18 protein-coding genes, 1 rRNA gene and 1 riboswitch are annotated in these 21,659 nt (G+C 45.3%); of the genes, 18 read left to right on the forward strand and 1 reads right to left on the reverse strand.

The genetic code is table 11. The features are described 5' to 3' along the window. Positions 1 to 2: 2 nt before the first annotated feature. On the forward strand, positions 3 to 1,643 hold the full coding sequence (gene groL / locus FN782_RS16120; protein WP_142506813.1) for a chaperonin GroEL: 1,641 nt from the start codon (positions 3 to 5) through the stop codon (positions 1,641 to 1,643). 246 nt (positions 1,644 to 1,889) lie between these two features. Here the strand turns inward: groL and FN782_RS16125 are convergent, their stop codons facing one another. Then, positions 1,890 to 2,369, reverse strand: coding sequence for a PH domain-containing protein (locus tag FN782_RS16125; protein WP_142506814.1), 480 nt, complete (start codon positions 2,367 to 2,369; stop codon positions 1,890 to 1,892). 165 nt (positions 2,370 to 2,534) lie between these two features. On the opposite strand from FN782_RS16125, the gene FN782_RS16130 reads away from it, so the two are divergent. The 17 genes from FN782_RS16130 to FN782_RS16210 form a co-directional block, all read left to right on the forward strand. Further along, on the forward strand, positions 2,535 to 2,741 hold the full coding sequence (locus FN782_RS16130) for a CDGSH iron-sulfur domain-containing protein (protein ID WP_142506815.1): 207 nt from the start codon (positions 2,535 to 2,537) through the stop codon (positions 2,739 to 2,741). Between the two features lie 328 nt (positions 2,742 to 3,069). Beyond that, a complete protein-coding gene (locus FN782_RS16135; RefSeq protein ID WP_142506816.1) occupies positions 3,070 to 3,264 on the forward strand; it encodes a hypothetical protein in 195 nt (64 codons plus the stop codon). 200 nt (positions 3,265 to 3,464) lie between these two features. Beyond that, positions 3,465 to 4,850: a TcaA 3rd/4th domain-containing protein gene (locus tag FN782_RS16140; RefSeq protein WP_142506817.1), complete on the forward strand. Its 1,386-nt coding sequence runs from the start codon at positions 3,465 to 3,467 to the stop codon at positions 4,848 to 4,850. An 18-nt stretch (positions 4,851 to 4,868) separates the two neighbouring features. Further along, a complete protein-coding gene (locus FN782_RS16145; RefSeq protein WP_142506818.1) occupies positions 4,869 to 5,186 on the forward strand; it encodes a hypothetical protein in 318 nt (105 codons plus the stop codon). Positions 5,187 to 5,314: 128 nt separating this feature from the next. Next, positions 5,315 to 5,416, forward strand: a riboswitch (purine riboswitch). A 122-nt stretch (positions 5,417 to 5,538) separates the two neighbouring features. Next, positions 5,539 to 7,077: a glutamine-hydrolyzing GMP synthase gene (gene guaA / locus FN782_RS16150; RefSeq protein ID WP_142506819.1), complete on the forward strand. Its 1,539-nt coding sequence runs from the start codon at positions 5,539 to 5,541 to the stop codon at positions 7,075 to 7,077. A gap of 28 nt (positions 7,078 to 7,105) precedes the next feature. Next, complete coding sequence (locus tag FN782_RS16155) at positions 7,106 to 8,434, forward strand: NCS2 family permease (RefSeq protein WP_142506820.1); 1,329 nt, start codon at positions 7,106 to 7,108, stop codon at positions 8,432 to 8,434. Positions 8,435 to 8,580: 146 nt separating this feature from the next. Beyond that, the gene (locus FN782_RS16160; protein WP_142506821.1) at positions 8,581 to 9,735 is read left to right on the forward strand and encodes a peptidase MA family metallohydrolase; all 1,155 of its coding nucleotides are present in this window, start codon (positions 8,581 to 8,583) and stop codon (positions 9,733 to 9,735) included. Positions 9,736 to 9,881: 146 nt separating this feature from the next. Further along, complete coding sequence (locus FN782_RS16165; protein ID WP_342778413.1) at positions 9,882 to 10,598, forward strand: ABC transporter ATP-binding protein; 717 nt, start codon at positions 9,882 to 9,884, stop codon at positions 10,596 to 10,598. Further along, complete coding sequence (locus FN782_RS16170; RefSeq protein ID WP_185956385.1) at positions 10,561 to 13,035, forward strand: ABC transporter permease; 2,475 nt, start codon at positions 10,561 to 10,563, stop codon at positions 13,033 to 13,035. Before FN782_RS16165 ends, FN782_RS16170 begins: the two co-directional genes overlap by 38 nt. A 95-nt stretch (positions 13,036 to 13,130) precedes the next feature. After that, entirely contained in the window at positions 13,131 to 13,640 is a 510-nt protein-coding gene (locus tag FN782_RS16175; RefSeq protein WP_142506824.1) for a PadR family transcriptional regulator, read from the forward strand. Between the two features lie 137 nt (positions 13,641 to 13,777). Continuing rightward, entirely contained in the window at positions 13,778 to 16,795 is a 3,018-nt protein-coding gene (locus FN782_RS16180) for an efflux RND transporter permease subunit (RefSeq protein ID WP_142506825.1), read from the forward strand. 121 nt (positions 16,796 to 16,916) lie between these two features. Beyond that, complete coding sequence (locus FN782_RS16185) at positions 16,917 to 17,594, forward strand: hypothetical protein (RefSeq protein ID WP_142506826.1); 678 nt, start codon at positions 16,917 to 16,919, stop codon at positions 17,592 to 17,594. Positions 17,595 to 17,854: 260 nt separating this feature from the next. Further along, entirely contained in the window at positions 17,855 to 18,244 is a 390-nt protein-coding gene (locus tag FN782_RS16190) for a hypothetical protein (RefSeq protein WP_142506827.1), read from the forward strand. 31 nt (positions 18,245 to 18,275) lie between these two features. Further along, positions 18,276 to 18,482, forward strand: coding sequence for a hypothetical protein (locus FN782_RS16195; RefSeq protein ID WP_142506828.1), 207 nt, complete (start codon positions 18,276 to 18,278; stop codon positions 18,480 to 18,482). Positions 18,483 to 19,009: 527 nt separating this feature from the next. Then, a complete protein-coding gene (locus FN782_RS16200) occupies positions 19,010 to 19,327 on the forward strand; it encodes a helix-turn-helix domain-containing protein (RefSeq protein ID WP_246064999.1) in 318 nt (105 codons plus the stop codon). A 488-nt stretch (positions 19,328 to 19,815) separates the two neighbouring features. Then, a complete protein-coding gene (locus FN782_RS16205) occupies positions 19,816 to 21,057 on the forward strand; it encodes an MFS transporter (protein WP_142506829.1) in 1,242 nt (413 codons plus the stop codon). Between the two features lie 463 nt (positions 21,058 to 21,520). Then, positions 21,521 to 21,659 (forward strand): 16S ribosomal RNA (locus tag FN782_RS16210); the annotation flags it as partial.

Below are 21,659 nucleotides of genomic sequence, written 5' to 3' on the forward strand. Positions count from 1 at the left end.
TTATGGCGAAAGAGATTAAATTTAGCGAAGAATCCCGTCGTGCCATGTTGCGTGGCGTAGACGCCTTGGCGGATGCTGTAAAAGTGACGCTTGGGCCGAAAGGTCGCAATGTCGTGCTTGAAAAGAAATTTGGTTCTCCTCTGATCACGAATGATGGTGTAACCATTGCTAAGGAAATTGAACTGGAAGACAAGTTTGAAAACATGGGTGCCCAGCTGGTGAAAGAAGTGGCAACCAAGACCAATGATGTAGCCGGTGACGGAACAACCACCGCTACGGTTTTGGCTCAAGCCATGATCCGTGAAGGTCTTAAAAATGTGGCTGCCGGTGCCAACCCGATGGTCGTTCGTCGCGGGATTGAAAAGGCTGTTAAAACAGCTGTTGATGAAATCCGCAATATCGCTAAGCCGATTGAAGGAAAAGACTCCATTGCCCAAGTGGCTGCCATTTCTGCCAATGATGACGAAGTGGGTCAACTGATCGCCGAGGCGATGGAAAAAGTGGGTAACGACGGTGTAATTACTGTCGAAGAATCCAAAGGATTCGTCACAGAACTGGAAGTCGTCGAAGGGATGCAATTTGATCGCGGCTACATTTCCCCGTACATGGTAACAGATAATGACAAAATGGAAGCTGTCTTGGACGAACCGTATATCCTGATCACGGATAAGAAAGTTTCCAATGTACAAGAGATCCTGCCTCTCTTGGAAAAAGTGGTCCAACAAGGTAAACCGCTTTTGATCATTGCTGAAGATATGGAAGGGGAAGCACTGGCCACCCTCGTAGTGAACAAATTGCGCGGTACCTTCAATGCAGTGGCTGTAAAAGCTCCTGGTTTCGGTGATCGTCGCAAGGCAATGTTGCAAGACATTGCTACATTGACCGGTGGACAAGTGATTACGGAAGACTTGGGAATGGATCTGAAAACGGCTGACTTTAGCGTGCTGGGTCGTGCCCGTCAGATTCGCGTAACCAAGGATGAAACCATCGTTGTCGACGGTTTTGGCGATCGTGGCGAAATCGACAGCCGCGTGAAACAAATTCGTCAGCAATTGGAAGAAACCACTTCCGAGTTTGACAAAGAAAAATTGCAAGAGCGTCTGGCCAAACTGGCTGGCGGTGTCGCTGTCATCAAAGTGGGTGCCGCTACTGAAACCGAGCTGAAAGAGCGCAAGCTGCGGATTGAAGACGCCCTTAACTCCACTCGTGCCGCTGTGGAAGAAGGGATTGTGGCCGGTGGTGGTACGGCTCTCGCCAGCATTGTATCCGCTGTTGAGAAGTTGGAAAACGAATTCTCCGGCGATCAGAAAACCGGTGCCAAAATCATTCGTCGCGCTTTGGAAGAGCCGTTGCGTCAGATCGCTTTCAACTCCGGTCTGGAAGGCTCTGTGATTGTGGAGCGTTTGAAAGATAAAGATGTGGGTACTGGGTTTAATGCTGCTACTGGCGAATGGGTGGACATGATCAAGTCCGGTATTGTAGACCCGGCCAAAGTAACTCGCTCCGCTCTGCAAAATGCCGCTTCCGTTGCAGCCATGGTTCTGACCACTGAGGCTGTTGTGGCTGACAAGCCGGAAGAAGAAGAGAAAGCCGGTGCCCCTGGTGATATGGGTGGCATGGGCGGTATGGGCGGCATGATGTAACCCAGCCCATAAAATCCTTATGGGAATTTGATTTTTATCTGGATGCCCCCAAAAAGGTAACACAGAGGTAACGTTAAGTAAAAAATCGAGGCTTTCCATAAGTTGAGCAAACTTGTGGAAAGCCTCTTTTTGTATGGCATGACTGTGGGATTGGCGATCCAAAGGGATTAGCTGGGCTGGACAATACGGGCTGACTGGATAGGCGAAAAACATAAATGAAACCGGGAGGAAAGGACCAGCCCGGTTTCATCCAAGTATCTGTTTTTTCTTTTTCGCAAATTCCTCTTCAGTAATAATACCCTGATCTCTCAATTCTGCATACTTTTTAAGTTCGTCCGCTTCACTGGTTAAGACATTTTTTTCGGATTCCGATTTTTTCCCGATGCGATTTCTCACTAATGAGATAAATCCCTCAACATCACCATGATTAATCCATTTCATCTTCACTTTATTACCAGATGCGAAAAAGGAAATATAATGTCCCATCATACTTTTTCCCATCTCGATTGAACTGATATTGGAATATGGAAATACTTCTAAGTCATAACCGGATAAACGTTTACCGTAAAACACAACTCTGTGGTTGGTCGCGATGAAAACACCATTTCTGACGGTTTTTTGCCCCAATGATTTGGTTTCATAAGCCCCCATAACACTTGATAACATTTCCTCACTCGGTTCCAGATGTTCTCTGGCTTTTTTAAGTAATTTATCGATTTTGGCCAATTCTTACCATCCTTTCATTTTCCCACACTTCTGTCCTTTACGGAAAATACCCCTAATCCGTTATTCGAACCGATAGTATTTTTTGAGTCTACTTTGCATGTGAAAACAATAAAAAGGTTTAAATGGAAAAGGAACGACGAACACTGTTGGTAAGGAGGTAGATCCATGGAGCATGTTAAGATTCAAACAATGGACAAGGGTCCGTTGATTGTTCGCGGGGATGTGGAATTGGTGGATGCGGATGGAAATCGTTTTGAAACGAAGAGATCATTTGCGCTTTGCCGATGTGGCCTTTCTACTAATAAGCCTTTCTGTGATGGAAATCATAAAGGGGAATTTGAAGATTGTGTTCGGGCGAAACGGGTGTTGTAAAAAGAGGAGCATAACCGTCTCCTCTTTTTAATTGGCCAGTTTGGAAATGAACAGAATGGCACAGGCGAGGATGAAACCTCCTACCATACAGAGAAATTCGATCCCGTGTGCTCGTTTGTTTTTCATGCTGATCCCTCCTCGATGTATACGGGTTGGATTACAAAAATAATGAAAATATAAGTTCATTCTCAGTACAACGTTTTTTGTACCTTATTCCTATATTAATATAGCATTTCTGTTTGTTTGGAGACAATTTTATTCATTATACATTGATTTCATTTTCATTTTTCTTTAATGTTGATGTTACAAAAAGGATGGAGGAGAAAAAATGACAACTGACAATTCCATGCGCCAAGCAGAGAAACTGTATCATTACTTGACGGAGAAGTTGGATCTCACGCAGACTCAGAAACAAACCCTCTGGGATGAATTGCATGGTTGGTTTGGTGTTTCACCGGAGGCGGATCGAGTGAAGGGTTCAACCAAGAATCATGTTCAACAATTAATCCAACGGATGGGATGAAACCGTATTGTGCATAGATCAAAAGTAAGAGGGATAATCATAAAGACTTTCTTATAAAAACGCTCTTTGTCAGATTGATATTGTTTTTACATATTTGTATGATAGTCTGGAAAACCGGACTGTATTTTTTTGTCTAAAAAAACTGTTTTAAGGAAGAGAGAAATGATAGAAGGTATCAGATTATCTTATGGGAGGACGGAATGAAAGCAAATTCATTTATAAAACAAGTCAAACAGTCACTTGGATCTCTGATAAAAAATCATCGTAAGAAACTGATGATAGGTGGGGGAATCGCCGGTCTCATCCTGCTCATTTTTATCATCGCCTCCCCATCTGATCCGCAGGAATTGGTCAAAGAGTTTGAGTTGGCCGTTGCCACAGGGGATGTGGATACGGTAGAGTCCATGATTGATTTGGACGGGGATTTGGAAATGGATGAAAAACGCATCAAGCAGTTTGTGGATCATATGCAAAAGAATGAGAAAGATTATATGGAATTGACTTGGTTATTAAATGCACAGGCTGCTCACCATGCTGAATCAGATGATGTGTTGAATTATGCTACCGACGGTATGACTGTTGAAGAAATGATGAATGCCGGGACGTATTATGTGAAGAAAACGGAGATCCCTCTTCTCCCCGATCAATATTCCATCGGTGTACGTCCCTACTATCTTCAACTGAAAACCACAGAGCCAGGTGTTAAAGTGAAGGTAGACGGCGAGAAGGCTTTCACCTCCAAAAAGGGAACATTGGAAAAACGGTATGGTCCTGTGATGCCGGGAATCTATAAGGTGGATGCCAAGAAAAAATTTGAATATGCGGACTTATCCACCAGTGATGAAATCAATATTTTTGATGAGCACACCGATAAAAAGCTGGTAAGTGTGGATTTAGAGTTAATAGGGGAAACGATTGAAGTTGAATCAAATGTTGGTGACACGTTGTTGTTTGTGAATGGGAAAAAAGTAGGCAAGGTGGAGAAATTTGAAGCGTTTGGTCCCGTCTCAAAAAATGGAACCATTACCTTGCATGGGGAGCAGACATTCCCTTGGGGGAAAGGAAAAAGTGAAAAAGTAAGTGTGGACGAAAATACTACCACAGTGGATGTCACCCCTGATCCCTTCAGTGAAAAAAACGTTCGGAAACAGATCGTTCAGTTGATCAACAATTATGCAAAGCAATACGTCAAGGCACACAAGACCCAAAATGCAGACGTTTATACTACATTAACGGATTCTTTAAAAAATGACGAAGCGGAAGAGATTGCTTCAGATAAGGAGTTTGAAAGAACCTATAAAGGAAAGGCGATTGGAACCCGAATTGATTTTGGATCATATGAGTTTAAAAAGGATGAGGAAACGGATCGGTATCAAGTAGAGATTACAGTTGAGTTCCATAAAAAAGAGAGGACATACAGGAGCTGGGATGATGGTGATGAACCATTGGAAGAGAAAATTTTCCAAAACAAAGTAACATTATTATATTTTGAAGAGAAAAAGAAATGGTTAATCGCTGGTTTTGATTATGATTTTGGGCAGAGTGAGATGGAAGGCAAGGAAGTTGTAAAAAGTGAATTTAAATGATTTCAAGGAGATAACGATATGAAAAAGTGGATAGCGATCTTGGGCTTGCCATTGTTGCTTACTGGATGTGGAGGATTGGAAGGCAATTGGGAAAAAGTGAGTGGGTCCAATTGTTTGGCAAAAACCATTTCCTTTGTGGATGAAAAGAACTTTTCTATCAGCGGTGGAGGCAGCGCCAGCGGAACGTATGAAGAATTGGACGATGACAAATACAAGTTTAAGATCGGTCCCTTTTCCAAGATCTATGAAGTGACAGAAGATGACGGAAAGTTGATGATGAAACCGGTCACTGGTGATCAAGGTACCTGCATTTATAAGGAAGTGGGAAGCGAATAACAGGGAAGTCAACCATCGTCTTGGAGCGATGGTTTTTTTTTATAATGGAAACAAGCACCTTGCCGGGGTAACTTGATTTCCGCATGTCCGATTGGTATGATGAACGCATGCAGAAATTGCATATTCTCACACGGTAGATCTTTCTTTCTCGTATATATTCAGGGATAGGGCCTGAACGTTTCTACCCGGTCACCGTAAATGGCTGGACTACGAGGATATGGGTCACCGGTCCTTTTTCTTTTGTGTAACCAATGAAAAAGATTGGGCCGGGGCTTTGTATCGCTGGGTAGAAGCGGTGCAGAGCCCGGTCTTTTTCTTATGAATTCCTGAATAAGTAAAGGTGGGGTCTTCGATGGAACAATCGTTGGAACGTGTTGTAGTATTGGATTTCGGTGGACAGTACAATCAATTGATCGCGCGGCGGATTCGGGATCTTGGCGTTTTCAGTGAATTGGTTCCACACCATATCACTGCGGAGAAACTGAAAGCGATGAAGCCCAAGGGGATCGTTTTCTCCGGAGGGCCGGCCAGCGTTTACGCGGATGGGGCACCCAAGTGTGATCCGGCGATCTTTGAGTTGGGGATTCCGATTTTAGGGATCTGCTACGGAATGCAGTTGATCAGTGCCCACTTTGGAGCGGATGTAGCTCGTGCAGGGAAGCGAGAGTATGGGAAAGCCGAAGTGGAAATCACTTCAGATTCTCCCCTTTTCCATGGGCTGGGTAAACAGGAATCCGTTTGGATGAGCCACACAGATGTGGTCACCTCCCCCCCTGAAGGATTTCAGGTGGATGGTCGAACTTCCTCTGCCCCAGTGGCAGCGATGAGTCATCCCTCGCGGAAGATCCACGCTGTTCAGTTTCATCCTGAAGTGCGCCATACCGAAAACGGAAATGAAATGATCCGTCACTTCCTTTATTGTGTGTGCCAATGTGAAGGAACGTGGAGCATGGAAAGTTTTATTGACGACACGGTGAAGGATCTGAAAAAACAGATCGGTGAAAAACGGGTACTCTGTGCTCTCAGTGGCGGGGTGGATTCTTCAGTTGTAGCTGCTCTCATCCATCGAGCCATCGGAGATCAATTAACCTGTGTCTTCGTTGATCATGGTCTTTTGCGTAAAGGGGAAGCGGAGAGTGTCATGCGCACATTTGCGGATCAGTTCCAGATGAACGTGGTAAAAGTGGATGCCAAGGAGCGCTTTTTAAGCAAACTGAAAGGCGTATCCGATCCGGAGAAAAAGCGGAAAATAATAGGAAACGAGTTTATTCGTGTCTTTGAAGAAGAGACAGAGAAGCTGGGTGAACATCATTTTCTGGCTCAGGGAACGCTGTATACCGATATCGTGGAATCCGGAACGGAAACCGCTCAGACGATCAAATCTCACCACAATGTCGGAGGCTTGCCGGAAGATATGAAAATGGATCTCGTTGAGCCGGTAAACACCTTATTTAAAGATGAAGTACGCAAAGTGGGCGAGGAACTGGGACTTTCCAAGGAAATTGTCTGGCGCCAGCCGTTTCCCGGACCGGGATTGGGAATTCGAGTCATTGGAGAAGTGACGGAAGAAAAACTGAAAATTGTTCGTGAATCGGACGCGATCCTTCAGGAGGAAATTAAAAAAGCAGGGCTGGATCATGAAATCTGGCAGTATTTCACCGCTCTTCCCGATTTCAAAAGCGTCGGTGTCATGGGTGATGCTCGTACCTATGCCTATACCGTCGGCATCCGAGCGGTCACTTCCATTGACGGTATGACCGCTGACTGGGCTCGAATTCCCTATGAGGTGCTTGAACGCATTTCCAACCGCATGATCAATGAAGTGGATGGTGTCAATCGAGTGGTGTATGACATCACTTCCAAACCACCGGCTACCATTGAGTGGGAATAAAAATGTAACGTTGGAAGGGGAACCATAAGTGAATCATGAACCGAATGCTCTGGCCCGTTATTTTCGCTTCAATCAGCATCAGACGGACTTAAAAACGGAGATATTGGCCGGGACGACGACCTTTTTGACAATGGCTTACATTCTTCTGGTCAATCCGTTTCTGCTTGGAAAGGAAGCGGGTATGGATTTTGGGGCCGTCTTTGTAGCGACGGCATTGGCCGGGGCAATCGGTACACTCCTGATGGGTGTACTTGCCAATTATCCGATCGCTCTGGCTCCCGGAATGGGCTTAAACGCTTATTTTACCTACACCGTGGTTCTAGGGATGGATGTTCCCTGGCAGACGGCACTGGGTGCTGTTTTTATTTCCGGACTCATCTTTTTAGTCTTGACGGTGACGAAAATTCGTGAGTTGATTATTCATTCCATTCCTCCAGGCTTGAAACATGCTGTTTCAGCAGGGATCGGTCTTTTTATCGCTTTTATCGGTCTGAAAAATGCGGAGCTGATTGTGGCCAATGAAGCAACCTACGTTTCCTTAAACAGTGATTTAATGAAGCCGGAAATTTTATTGACGCTTTTTGGATTGGTTCTGACATTGCTATTTATGATCCGTGGAGTCAAAGGGGCCGTTTTTGTCGGGATGATTGGAACGGCTGTGGTAGGCATGGGGATCGGTGTAGTGGAAATCCCCTCTGCTCTGTTTTCCGCTCCGCCCAGTCTGGCACCCACTCTGCTGAAGATGGATCTTGCCGGAGCTTTTGACATGGGTTTTTTTGCTGTGATCTTTGCTTTTCTTTTTGTCGATCTGTTTGATACCGCCGGGACACTGGTCGGAGTGGCCAACCAGGCGGGGATTTTGAAAAATAACCGCCTCCCCAGAGCAAATCGGGCATTGACGGCAGATTCACTCGCGACCATGTCCGGAGCCGCCTTGGGTACATCAACGGTTACTTCATATGTGGAGTCTACGGCCGGGGTGGCCACTGGGGGAAGAACGGGAATGACTTCGGTAACCACCGCTCTTCTGTTTGTTCTCGCGATTTTCTTCTTTCCCTTGGTGGAAGTGTTTGCATCGGTATCCGCGATTACCTCACCGGCTCTGATTATTGTGGGAGTATTGATGGCTTCCAGCTTGAAGGAGATAGAGTGGAAAGACCTGTCTGAAGCGGTCCCTGCTTTTTTAACGGTACTGATGATGCCATTGACGTTTAGCATTGCAACAGGGATCGCCATTGGCTTTATCTTATATCCTGTTACCAAGATTTTTGCCGGAAAGCCCAAGACTGTTCATCCCGTCATGTATGTCCTAGCTCTGATTTTTATTGCCCGCTTTATCTTTTTGGGAAGCATTTAGTCCATCGTTTAATGGGTGAGAGAAATCACCCCTTCACCACTTGGTCATGAACCTCACTCCATCGTTTGATGGAGTCTTTTTTTGTATAAAAAAGGGGAAATGGGATTTAAACTAAGGAATGTATCCCACCGCTGGAGGTGGCATTTTTGTCCAAGAAGGCGGCATTTCTTACCCTGATTTTTGTCTGTTTCATGGTGACACCCGGTTGGTTTGCCAATCAAAACGATGCACGTTCTGTTCAACAGGAGATCGAAGAGCTGATCCAGCAAAAAGAAATGGCGATCAATAAAAAGAATGAAGAGCAATATTTAAATGGAATCAATCCATCGCTTTCTTTTTATGTTCGGGAACAAAAACGGTGGTTTCAGGATGCCGTTCAATGGATTGATCCGGGAAGTTATCGTCTTCGGTTGATTTCCATCATTCCAGACAAAGAGCATCAGATTCGAGCGTGGGTTGAACAGTCTTATACCCGGAAGGGACAGAAGATTTCTGTCTGCTTTCCGATATTGTTTCAAGAGACGGAGAAAGGATGGAAGGATTCTGATCTCCCATTTTACACATTGACCCGTGGGAATATTGTCATTCGGTATTCTACGACCGATTTAAAAGAACAAGCCTCCATTGGAATGGAAGCGGCTCATAAAGCGGTTCAAGAATTGAAAAGAAAAATGGATTGGAGCCCTGCACACCCGATTGAAGTGAAGTTTTATCACAAACCGGAGTGGTTTCGTCAATCGGTCAAGCTTTCTTTGCCATCGTGGGTTGGAGGATGGCATGAGTCCGGGGAATCCGTAAAATTGGTGGGTGCAGAGGAGTTTTCCGACAAGCAGTTGATCTCTTCCGGTATCGTTCACGAAGTGACCCATATGATGGTAAGTGATATGACCGGAGACAATGCGGCATATTGGTTGCAGGAGGGTGCCGCAGAGTATTTTCAATCGCATCTATTGCCGGGTTTGCATACACGGGAGGAACGAACGTCTTCACCGCATTGGAAATTTGCCCATCTGGAACAGCTGAACTTGGAACGGTTGAATGAAAGAGAAGCAGTCGCCTATTACAATCAGTGTTATCAATTTTTTCGTTACTTGATGGAAACATATGGAGAGGAAAAAATCAATCGGTTGTTTTCCGTATTGGAGCTTCATCCCCAAGATTTCCGAACGATTTCAGATAAACAGAAACAGACCAATATCCGTACACGAAAGGCTTTACAAAAGGTTTTGGGAAAAAGTTTGGAACACCTGGAACAGGATTGGCTTCAGAGCAATCAACAGAAGGATGACCCCCCAAAGTGAAATAGCGCTTCAAGTGGTAACTGTACAGGCCGTTCCCCGATGTCTTTCATCATGGGGTGCGGCCCTTGCATTTTTTGGCACAATATTGAATACTGAAACCTGTATAGATACTAAGTATATAGGTTGGAGGGGTTCATTTGATTGTCGTGGAGGGCTTAAGAAAGCAATACCGATCCGGTGAACAACCGGTGGTGGATCATGTGAATCTTGAGGTAAAGCAAGGGGAATTTACAGCAATCATGGGACCCAGTGGTTCAGGAAAGAGTACCCTGTTGAATCTGATGGGCGGTCTGGATCTTCCTGATCAAGGAACGGTGTATGTGGATGGTTTGCCCCTTCACACATTGTCCGAAAAACGACGGACGTTAATGAGGAGGCGAAAAATCGGATATATCTTTCAAAATTATCAGCTCCTCTCTATGCTGAATGTTCGGGAAAATATCGCTTTTCCCATGTCGGTGGATCGGTGTCCAAAAGAAGAAATCCAGTTGCGTGTTCAGGAATTGGTGAAGGAGCTGGGTTTGAAAGGGAAGGAAGAGGCGGTTCCCGATGAGCTTTCCGGAGGGCAACAACAACGTGTGGCCATTGCCAGAGCCTTGGCGATGCAACCGAAAGTCATTTTGGCGGATGAACCGACGGGCAATTTGGACCGTAAACGTAGTCAAGAGGTGATGGAGATTCTTTTACACCTTCATCGGAAGGAACGGATGACCATTGTGATGGTGACTCATGACTTGTCTGTGGCTGGATATGCAGAGAGAATCCTTTTGTATAAAGATGGTCGGATCGAGTCAGATATTCGGCAGAAAGAGGGGGATATGCCACGTGTTCTGGAAGATTTCCTGGCACAACTTCAAACGTAAACCTCTGCGAAGCTTTCTTACTCTACTGGGAATTGCTGTGGGTGTGGCATCCCTTCTTGCTGTGATCAGCGGGATTACGACGACGAATCATTTCGTTGATCAGCAGACGCAGAAGTCCTTGGGGAAGAGCGATCTCATCATCCGATCTACAGATGGAACCTTTTCGGATCAGGTATTGAACGAAGTAAAAAAGGTTTCTGGTGTTCAACAGGCTCTTGGATTGGTTCAACAATCGGCACGGATTCATCTTCCGGGTAAGGAGAAAGCCGGTTTGGCGGCGCGTTCTGTTCAATTGATCGGATTGAGCCGGATGGATTCATCGTTGCTTCCATTCAAGGTGATCAAAGGAAACCCGAATGCATCCGGTTTATTCCTTTCAAAAACCACCGCCCGACTGTGGGAAGTCAAGCTGGGCGATTTGGTACATCTTGAAATCGATGGAAAAGAACATGATGTGCCCGTGGTCGCCATGTTTGAGGATGCCATGTTTCTGGATGGTCCCAACAGTTGGAAAAGTGCAGAACGAAACCATTGGCGAGCGCTTTTGCCCAAGGATACTCTGGAGAAGATGAGTGAACAAAAAGGGGAATTGGAAGTTGTCCGTGTTCAAGTAGTGGCATCCGAAAAGCGGCAGAGGGTTCAGCAAGCGCTTGAAGAGCGGATGAAACAACAGAATGAATCTGTCTATACCGAAGTGGCTGTGGCAGATCCCCGTCAGAATAACCGGCTGTATGAGCTGTATCTGTTGCTGCTTGGCTTGGGTGGAACAGGACTTATCATCAGTTGTATGATCCTGTTTCAGACGGTGTATACCAATATTACAGAACGGGAACGGGAGTTTGCAGCCATGAAGGCTCTCGGTTCCACCCCGGAACAAATTCAGGGTATTGTTTTGCGGGAGGTATTGATTCTTTCCGGTATGGGTACTCTGTTTGGAACTCTTCTGGGAATTCTGTTGGCGGATCTTTTACAAAAGGGGATTATGAATGCATTTCATATTCCCTTGGACTATCAGCTTCAACTGGGGACCGCACTGTGGATTTCTGTAACTCTGGGGATTTTGCTTCCATTGCTTGCTTCTGTATTACCGGTGAGGCGAGCCAGTCGCATCAGTGTAACGGATGCGCTTCGTAATCGGAGAACGGATTTACGGCACCGATTTTCCAAACGAAGAATATGGATGGGCTTGATTTTGCTTGTTATTTCCTTGTTTGACTTCACCTTATCATCCTTTGTTTCGGCTATTCTTGGAGCTTATTTTCTAATACCTGTCGCCTTTTGCATGATACTCCATCTGATGTGTCTGTGTTTTAAACACCGGGTAGAATATGAAATGGCATTAAGGAATGCACTTCGGCAAAGCCAGCGATTCTCCAATATGGCAGCGATTTTAATGTTGGGAATCGCTCTATCGCTCTTCATGTCATCCGTTATCAATTACCAGGAGAAGTATTTGGAGCGGGATGTTACAGCTGTATTTGGTGGTCACATGCAAATATGGGCTGAGCGTTTCTTTACAGAAGAAGATATGAAGGTTTTGCGAGAAAAAAAGGGAATTAAAAACGTGACGCAAGTGAAAGAGGCTCCAGTCGTATGGCAGTCGAAAAAGGGGCTGCGACAGATGAGTGTACTGGGAGTGGACCCTAAATGGCACCAATCTCATCCATTGTTTACATTGCAGAGAGTGGAGAGGAAAACGCCTCATTTAAATGCGAAGGGCACGATTTTACTGGGGGACTATGCCTTTTATGAGTGGGGTGGAAAAGTTGGTGAAAAGATTCGATTGCAAACCCCTTCAGGAGAAAAAGCATTTAAGGTCACAGGGGTGGTGAATACGGGCTTCGACTCCGGGTATGTCGGGTTTGTTGGGCGGGATCGGATGAAAGAGGAGTTTGGTATCACTTACGCAAGCCGAGGGATGGTTACGCTTGAAAGGAACCAGGACCCAAAAGCGATGAAAGAGGCACTGTATCGTGATGAGGGAAAACAACTGATGCAGATCAACACAGTAAATGAGGAAGTGGATTGGCAACGTCGTGCCTATCCAGGGATTTCTCTTCTATTTGCAGGTTTATTGGCTGTTGCAATGGGGATGACTGGAATCGGAATTGTAAATCTCCTGATTATGAGTGTCACGGAACGGATACAGGACTACGAATCGATGCGGGCAATCGGGGTCGGACGTTTTCAGATTTATGGGATGGTGATTGGAGAAGGGGCTGTCATCGGAGTGACCGGAATTTTGGTTGGCTCTGCCCTTGGACTATGGCTGATAGGTCTGATTGCACTGTCGGATATGGAAAATATGGAGTTTTTTATTCTTTGGCCTCAGTGGTTGATCATTTGTCTGTGTGGAGCCTTTGTAACGCTTGTTGCTTCGTTGATCCCGGCGTTTCGTGCCGGTAATGTTTCTCTGCCTCCAACCCGTTTGGAATAATGGTGAGCAATGGATGGGGTGTCCAATCGGAGAACATTAATTGATCCGTTGGGGCGTACGTCCCAAATACCGACGGTAGAACTGAGGAACGAATCATGTCAGTGAAGCATGCCATATTGGCATTATTGTATCAACAGAATCGACATGGATATGATATTAAGACTCAATTTGAGAGTATGGTACATGGACAATGGCCACTCAATGCCGGACAGGTTTATACCACCTTGGATCGTTTGACAAGGGATGGCCTGGTAGAGCCTTTGGCGGAAGGAGATCGGGATCGCAAGGAATATCGGATTACCGATGCGGGAAAGGAAGCATTGCATCAATGGTTACTGACACCGGTAGAACGATCCCTTCTCAAGGATGCTTTTTTCTTTAAGCTTCTTTGTGCCCAAGAAATTGATTTTCCCCGAAAGTCGGAAATATTAAATCGCCAGCGATCTTCCCTGATCCGGCATATGATGCAGTTACGACAGTTACGAGCAGGTCTGGACCCTAAACGTCATAAAGCCATGATTTATTTAGTGGAAGGGGGAATTTTACATTTGGAAGCGGATATGAAATGGCTGGAGATGTTATTGGAAGAAAGCGAAATGGAGTGATTAAGTGAGCAATGCACTTAGCAGCCATCATATAACAGGTGGCTGTTTTTTTATTTTTTTATTGACAGATTCGTAGGCTTTAACTATATACTAAGTATATATACTGAGTATATAAATGAGAGGAGTGTAGTTCATTCATGTCTTGGCTTACCCGATTCAGCTTAAAAAACATCATTGCTGTTTTTATTCTGATCTTCTTGGTTGCAGGTTTGGGGACCTATACGGGATTAAGTTTCAAACAGGAAGCCTTTCCTGACATTTCAGAACCTCGAATCATTGTGCAAACACCTTTTCCCGGTGCTTCTTCCCAACAGGTGGAGGATCAGGTGACCCGACCGATGAAACAAAATCTTGAACAAATAGAGGGTCTAAAGCGGATTCAAACCCAGTCATCCATCAATTTTTCTGTGGTTGACCTTTACTTTGATGACAAGGCAGATGTCAATGAGAAAAAAGCGTTGGTGGAAGAAACCTTAAACTCCATTTCTCTACCCGAAGGAACAGGGAATCCGGAGGTCATCACGGCGTCGCTGGATAATTTCCCAGTCATTTATGCGGCTATTACCCTTCAGGACCAACAACAGGGAGATAAGCTTCGGTCTTTGGTCAGGGATCAAGTGATTCCTTCTTTGGAAAGGGTTGAAGGGGTTTCAAAGGTGGATAGTGCAGGATTGGCCCCCAATTCGGTTACAATCGATTTAGATATCAATAAAATGAAGAAAAAAGGAATTTCTCTTCAAGAAATTTCCCAACAATTGAAATCGATGAACCAATCCATGGCCATAGGCAGTCTTCAAGTAAAGGATGAAAAACAGCCGCTGGTCGTAACGGGTAAAATTGAATCCGTTGAAGAATTGAAGAATCTTGTCTTGCGGACTCAACCGGAATTGAAGCTAAAGGAAGTTGCTGAGATTACCAAAGGGGATCGCAACAGGGAATCACTCAGCTATTTCCAGGGAAAGCCCAGTATATCGCTGACCATTCATAAAACGACGGACGCCAACACCGTGGAGATGACAAAAGAGGTTCAGAAAACGCTTGATTCGTTTGAGGATGAAGCAGGGATTGATGTCCTTTATAATGATGCCCAAGAGATTGAGCGGTCGATTCAAGGGGTGCTGGAAAAAGGATTGCTGGGAGCCCTTCTTGCTGCAATCGTAGTCATGCTCTTTTTGCGTAACCTTCGGGCCACCTTGATTGCGATCATTTCCATTCCCCTATCCATTTTGGTGACTCTTTCATTGATCAAGTATTTTACGGATATCACGCTGAATATCATGACACTCAGCGGTATGACCGTGGCGGTGGGGCGTGTCGTAGATGACAGCATTGTTGTGATTGAAAATATTGCAAGAAGGCTTCAGAAAGAGAGAGTATCAAAGGAATTGGTGCTGGATGCGACAAAAGAGGTGGGCAGAGCGATCACTTCTTCCACTATTACGACCATTGCGGTGTTTCTTCCTTTGACATTAGTGAGTGGGTTGATTGGAAAGATGTTTGTTCCATTCGGCCTGACTGTGGTGTTTGCACTCCTGGCTTCTCTGCTGGTTTCCATTACGGTAGTACCAGCCTTGGCCTATCTGTTTATGCGTCGGGGTTTACTGAAGGAGTATCGTGCCCCTAAATTGAATGCTTTGTACGGTAAAAGCCTGAAATGGTCGTTAAACCATAAAGGAGTGGTTTTAACACTTTCCCTTGTTTTGTTTTTGGCCAGTTTGCCTCTGGCGGGAATCACACCTTTTACTTTTATGCCTGAACAGGAGGAGAAGTATGTACAGGCGCGACTGGAGATGCCAGAGGGTTCCAGTTTGGAAATGTTAGACAAAGAAGCAAAACAGTTGGATGATATTATCCGCGGATTGGATGAAGTGAAATACTCCCAGGTCGTTGTGGGAGAGCGGATCGGTGATGGCTTGGGTGACTCCAGTAACCAGGCGGATTGGATGATTCGGCTAAAATCTTCAGCAGATACTGCCGCTGTGGTGGATACTTTGAAAGAAAAGCTGAAACCGGATTCGAAAGATGCCAAATTGGATATTTTTGATATGGCCGGTACCGGTTACGCTAAAATCGATATTACAGTCAAAGGAACCAATACTCAAGATATCAAAGTGGCGACTGAAAAGATTACGAGTGAAATTGAAGCGATTCAAGAAACTGAAAAGGTGGAAAATACACTTGTTGCTGATGTAAAAACACTGGAAGTGAACATTCGCCCTAAAGATGCCCTTGCCAATGGATTAACCACCATGCATGCGGCGGAGTCGATTCAACCATTCTTGTCCAAGCAGAAAATTGGTGAAATGGGTGAAGGGGGACAAACAGAGGATCTCCTGCTTCAAGTGACAGGACATTCGATGGATTCAGTGAAGGAATTTGGCAAGCTTCCCCTGTTTTCTGCAGATGGGAAAGAGATAGAAGTGAAGGATATTGCAGATGTGAAGGAGATCGATCAACCGAGCTCCATACAATATGATGGTGAGGAGCCCTATGCGACAATCACCGGTGCCATTTCCGGGGAAGATGTGAGCGCAGTCAATGGACAAATCCGGGACAAAATTGACAAACTGTCCTTGCCAGATGGAGTAAAGATAGAATATGGAGGCAGTGACGAACAGATTCAAAAGATGGTTACGGATATGGGAATAGCGATTTTGGTGGCGATTGGTGTTGTATATCTGGTGATGGTCGTAACGTTTTCTGAAGGAAGAGCACCGTTTGCGATTCTGTTTTCATTGCCCTTGGCAGTGATTGGAGCATTGGGGGCCGTCGTTCTCACTTCACAGCCGATTTCTCTGTCCAGTATGATCGGAATGTTGATGTTGATAGGGATTGTTGTTACCAATGCGATCGTATTGATTGATCGTGTGCAACAGCAGATCAACAAAGGGTTGACGATTCGGGACGCACTGTTGGAAGCAGGTACGACCCGTTTGCGTCCCATTCTGATGACAGCCCTAGCTACAATTGGTGCCCTGATTCCTCTGTCCTTCGGGGTGGGAAGTGGTGCACTCGTCTCTGCGGGATTAGCTGTCGTTGTGATTGGAGGACTGATCACGTCCACCTTGTTGACCTTGTTGATTGTTCCTGTGATGTATGAACTTCTTCATCGGAAAGAGGCGAAAAGGCAAAGATCTCAGAGTCACTCAGCTTAGTGAATGCAACCGGGACCGATTTCCATTCTTTGGATCAAGGCTGGAAATCGGCTCTTGCATTTAATCTAGAACAGTTAGGCAGTCCTGTACGAAGATAGATCAGGAGGGGTGAAACAGACTGATGGAATGGATTGCGGAAAATCGCTGGTGGTTGCTGATTGGCGTTGAAGTGTCTTTTTGGATATTGCTTCTGGTGTTTTTGGTCTTGCGTTATGGTTTTCAGGTTCGCTCCAGCGGGATATTTTTGTGGTTGCTGGGTCTAAATCTGCTTGGTTTTCTGACTCTTGGTATCATTGATTATCAGGCGACCGGACAAATTTCTACATTTCAGATAGTGGTCATCGTAGTGCTGATTTATAGCGTTACCTATGGTCCAAAAGATAAGAAACGATTGGATCGTTTCATGCGACGTAAAATCGCTCAATGGAAAAAGGAGAGTCTGTCACCGGAAGAAGAGGCTCGCATGCGGGAGGAAGAAGCGGAGGAGGAGAAGAAAAAGTATGGCCGTCCCTATGCACGAAGCCAGCGAAGGGGCTTTTATATTCACTTGATTTTGTTTGTAGCCGCCCATCTGTATTTTGCGTTTCAATTCGGGGTGGAGTCCAAGGGTGTTACCGAATGGGTGAAAACATGGATGAATACCTGGAACACACCGAAGGAATTTCCTTTCCAGATGGAAGAGGTAAACCGGATCAGCCGTCTCTGGGTCATCGTTCTGCTGATCGATGCAGTCAATGCTGCCTATTATACCCTGTTTCCCAGACAACGGAAGGAAACCAAATCTTCGTCATCCGGTTAGATCAAACCGGTTCCCCTTGTGGATGGGAACCGGTTTTTAATGAAAAATAATTATTATTATAAAAATTCAATAAAATACTCACCCCACAAGCTGAATCCTCGCTAAAGGTTGATCGTGGCAAGGCTCCTTTCTGCATCACACATTAACGCATTCAGGTGCTTTACGTTGAGACAACATTTTTAGCTCAAAACGTTCATAAATGAAAAAAACACTCATATGATGGTTTCGTATTACATTTACACAGGGGGGAATGTTGTTTTATGCCTCAAGCACTGACTTCTGGTATTGTATTGCAAAATGAAACAGACGGTAGTAAGTTTTTGCATATTGATGTGGGCAATGTTGGGACTTTAACCAGAACTCTGACGGTTCAAGTCGTAAACTGGGGGCTTCCGCCTTTTGGTGCTCCAGCAGGGCCAGTGGGGAACTTTTTAGCTCCTACAACAAATTCGTATCCCCCAAAAACTGCCAGGCAATTCAATGTATTGGTCCCGTTTAACACTCACTATGAAATCCGGTTGATTTCTGCCGACGGTGAAGGGGTTACCACAGGCACCGTCATTTTTTCGGCTCTGACAGCATCAGCCGGAGGGGGGTGGATAGAAGGGTACACCCAACATATAAACGATTACAAAATAGTGACAGTTTAATCATTAAACAAGCTTTTATGGAGGTGGAAAAATGGAGTCCAAAAACGAAAACATTGAATCGCAGAACAACCATCTGATCCCTCCAGGAGAAGAAAACGTTGCCAGTGCTCAGTTGAATGAAAATAAGCCACAAACATCCATCCCCCCAGGGGTACCACTGGATTCTGAAGGAGAAATAGTCGTTGAAAACAATGAGCAAACAGTCATACCGCCGGGGATGCCGCAGAATACGAAGTAGGGATTATTATTGTCAAGATTCGCTTTATGAACGAGTTCACACAAGGCTGTCCTTACTCACTATGTAGGATGTCAAAATGAACAATGATACCTAAGGGAGCAACGCAAATAGCTGCTCCCTTTTTATTAAGGGATTGATTAAAAACTGAATCTGCAAATCGTCTATTTCCAACTGGGATAATTCTTTGGGATTCAGTCCCGTATCCAAAGGTGAAAATCATGAATCGGGCGATTCGGGGATGACAGTCGTTATTTTTGAGGAGCCTCAATTGGAACCCCTTTTGATGGGGAATAGGCATGATGGATTCTGAATAATAAACCCGTTGGTGCAGATAGAGAGAGGCTTTGATCCGGTCCAAACCGAGCACAAAATGACAGGATTTTTGTGAAGGTGGCGGTTAGTATGAAATCGAGGAGTGAGCGGTATGGAATGGGTTGAATCCTTGCAAAGGGGATCAATTATATGGAAGAGCATTTGTTGGATGATTTGACCATGGAACAGATCACGAACGAAGCCAATTTGTCGATGTGGGAGAACATATTCGTCACAGACATTTGACACTGGCTGCCCAAGAGCTGTCCCGTATCCAATACAAGGTTATTGATTTTGCCCTCAAACGCGGCTATGACACTCCGGAAGCGTTTTCCAAGGCATTTCACAGGCAACATGGAGTGACACCCAGTGAGGCACGAAAGCACAGAGGGAAGCTGGCATCTTATAATCGCCTGATCATCCAGGTGAATCTGAAAGGAGCAAAGCCGATGAAGTACAGGATTGTGGAAAGGGAAGGGTTTCAAGTCGTATCAAGCGGCAGTTTTCCATGGAGAAAGAGGAAAATTTGGTAGGGATTCCTGAGTATTAGGATGAAGTGAATGAAAATGGAAAGAGGTTCATCAAACACCGGGCAGAGAGATGATGGGGGTGTGGTTGTCTGAATCCAACAAGCCGGTGGGTGTATTGGATTGGTTGGAGAAGCACCCAAACGATGGACATCCCTAGTTGGGACTATTGATGATACATGGTGATGAACAAGGAAAGGGATTGGGGCGAGGTCTTTTGGGGATTTGTCCAGGAGAAAGGCGCCCTTGCGAATTGCTGTAATTGAAGAACATTGATCTGCTCTTTTCTTCTGGCAAAGCATCGGGTGTCAACCGTTTCAGACAGTTGAAGTGCAATATCCATCCGGTCTTCGGCGGGTATTTAAGATGCAATTTCCGATCTAAATGGATGTTCTTATGATGAAAGATTTATAAGGGTGCTTCCCGTGTTGGAATGGCTGTTGTTACATACGAGTCTGTCACTGCAAGCAAAAGGGAAGTAGGGGTTGTAAACCATGAATGTAGAAAAGACAAATGTTGTTGATCAAAGTCAACAACCGTTAATGCGCAATCGAAAGTTTCTCTATCTCTGGTTGGCCAGTATGGTTTCAAGTATGACTGTCTCCATGTATTTATTGGCGGAAGAGTGGTATGTGGTACAAGCATTGGACTTGCGGGCTTCCTTGGGCATTGTGATGATGGTTACCTCCATTCCCAGGGTATTGTTTATGGCACTGGGCGGAGTTGTGGCGGATCGGATGAGTCGCTCCCGGATTATGTTTGTTTCCGAGTTTTCCAGAGGGCTTTTGATTGCCGCGATGATTGGCTTGTTGGTAATCGGAAATCTGGACATTGTCTGGTTAACCCTGTTTGCTCTTTTTTTCGGTGTGCTGGATGCGTTCTTTTGGCCTGCGAGTCAATCCCTTCTTCCTTCCATTGTATCGAAGGATCAATTGATGCGCGCCAACTCTGTGATGCAGACAACGCAACAGGTTTCTTTTCTGCTCGGTCCGGTGATTTCTGGGTTCGTTATTGCCAACCTTTCCTATGAAGGTGTGTTTGGATTATGTGCCATCCTTCTCTTAACAGGGAGCCTTTTTGTTATCAAAGTGAAAGATCAACCGGAACAGTCTGATGAACAGGGAGAATCCATCTGGATAGAGATGATGGGCGGCTTTCATTATGTGAAACAGACATCCTATCTGATGATCTTGCTTTTCGCGGCGGCCATTGTTAACTTTCTCTTTTCGGGTCCGATTATGTTGGGGATTCCATTGATGGTAAAGGAAATGCTCCATCAAGGGGCCGTTGAGCTCAGTTTTTTGCAGAGCTCCTTTGCTGGTGGCGCCTTGCTTGGATCTGTGATGATTGGTGTGATCAATTTTCGGCGGAAACGGGGGCTTTTAGTGGTAGGGGCTTTATGCACGTTTGGTATATGGTTGGGTTTACTGAGCCAGGTATCACAGCTTTGGCAGGGAATCCTTTTATTGTTGGTCTCCGGGATCTGTTCTTCCATGACGAACTTGCCGTTGATCAGTCTGGTGCAGGAGAATAGTGATCCTGCCAAAATCGGTCGGGTGATGAGTTTAATCTCCATGACATCGATGGGTCTGCTCCCTTTATCCTTTGGATTTTACTCGTTGATTCTCTCCTTACATATTCCATTAACGATTATCTGGCTGTACTCTGGACTATTGCTTCTGGCGGTCTCCGGATTCTTTTTCCTGAAATCAAAACCAGTGAGAATCCTGGATTAGGTGTTTAAAGAAAAGGGACTGATGTGTCTCTTTTCTTTTTTGACATCTTAAGGGTAAAAGTGTATGAGTGGTTCTTATGAGGTGGAAAAAACAACGTCATGAATCACTTGGTTGAGATGAGAAAAAATATTTGTTGAGATTTGAAAAAAGGTGTTGACCAAATGAAAAGGCCATGATATATTATTACTTGTCGCCGCGAGATGAGGGCAACAGCCTGAGCGGCAACAAAAGAAATTAAAAAAAGTTGTTGACAAGATCAACTGAGGGTGATAAGATAGATCTTGTCGCTACGAACGAGTGGCGGTCGCGGAAATGCGCGACAAACAGCGAAAGATAGCGTTCCTTGAAAACTGAAGAGCGAATGAACGACCTGTCAATTCATTTGAGCGTTTCAAGCTCGAAATGTAGCCCCGCACTTTTGTGCGGGACGTGAATCCGTAAACGACGAAGTCGCTAACGGAATTCAACGGAGAGTTTGATCCTGGCTCAGGACGAACGCTGGCGGCATGCCTAATACATGCAAGTCGAGCGGAGGAAGCTCCTTCGGGAGTGGAATCAGCGGCGGACGGGTGAGTAACACGTGGGCAACCTGCCTGCAAGAC

It is taken from the genome of Melghirimyces algeriensis (assembly GCF_900182565.1).
Taxonomy (GTDB): domain Bacteria; phylum Bacillota; class Bacilli; order Thermoactinomycetales; family DSM-45169; genus Melghirimyces; species Melghirimyces algeriensis.

Bases quoted from the DNA above. Each gene is read 5' to 3' on its own strand.
- groL (WP_142506813.1), top strand. From the start codon at position 3: ATGGCGAAAGAGATTAAATTTAGCGAAGAATCCCGTCGTGCCATGTTG.
- FN782_RS16130 (WP_142506815.1), top strand. From the start codon at position 2,535: ATGGAGCATGTTAAGATTCAAACAATGGACAAGGGTCCGTTGATTGTT.
- FN782_RS16135 (WP_142506816.1), top strand. From the start codon at position 3,070: ATGACAACTGACAATTCCATGCGCCAAGCAGAGAAACTGTATCATTAC.
- FN782_RS16140 (WP_142506817.1), top strand. From the start codon at position 3,465: ATGAAAGCAAATTCATTTATAAAACAAGTCAAACAGTCACTTGGATCT.
- FN782_RS16145 (WP_142506818.1), top strand. From the start codon at position 4,869: ATGAAAAAGTGGATAGCGATCTTGGGCTTGCCATTGTTGCTTACTGGA.
- guaA (WP_142506819.1), top strand. From the start codon at position 5,539: ATGGAACAATCGTTGGAACGTGTTGTAGTATTGGATTTCGGTGGACAG.
- FN782_RS16175 (WP_142506824.1), top strand. From the start codon at position 13,131: ATGTCAGTGAAGCATGCCATATTGGCATTATTGTATCAACAGAATCGA.
- FN782_RS16180 (WP_142506825.1), top strand. From the start codon at position 13,778: ATGTCTTGGCTTACCCGATTCAGCTTAAAAAACATCATTGCTGTTTTT.
- FN782_RS16185 (WP_142506826.1), top strand. From the start codon at position 16,917: ATGGAATGGATTGCGGAAAATCGCTGGTGGTTGCTGATTGGCGTTGAA.
- FN782_RS16190 (WP_142506827.1), top strand. From the start codon at position 17,855: ATGCCTCAAGCACTGACTTCTGGTATTGTATTGCAAAATGAAACAGAC.
- FN782_RS16195 (WP_142506828.1), top strand. From the start codon at position 18,276: ATGGAGTCCAAAAACGAAAACATTGAATCGCAGAACAACCATCTGATC.
- FN782_RS16205 (WP_142506829.1), top strand. From the start codon at position 19,816: ATGAATGTAGAAAAGACAAATGTTGTTGATCAAAGTCAACAACCGTTA.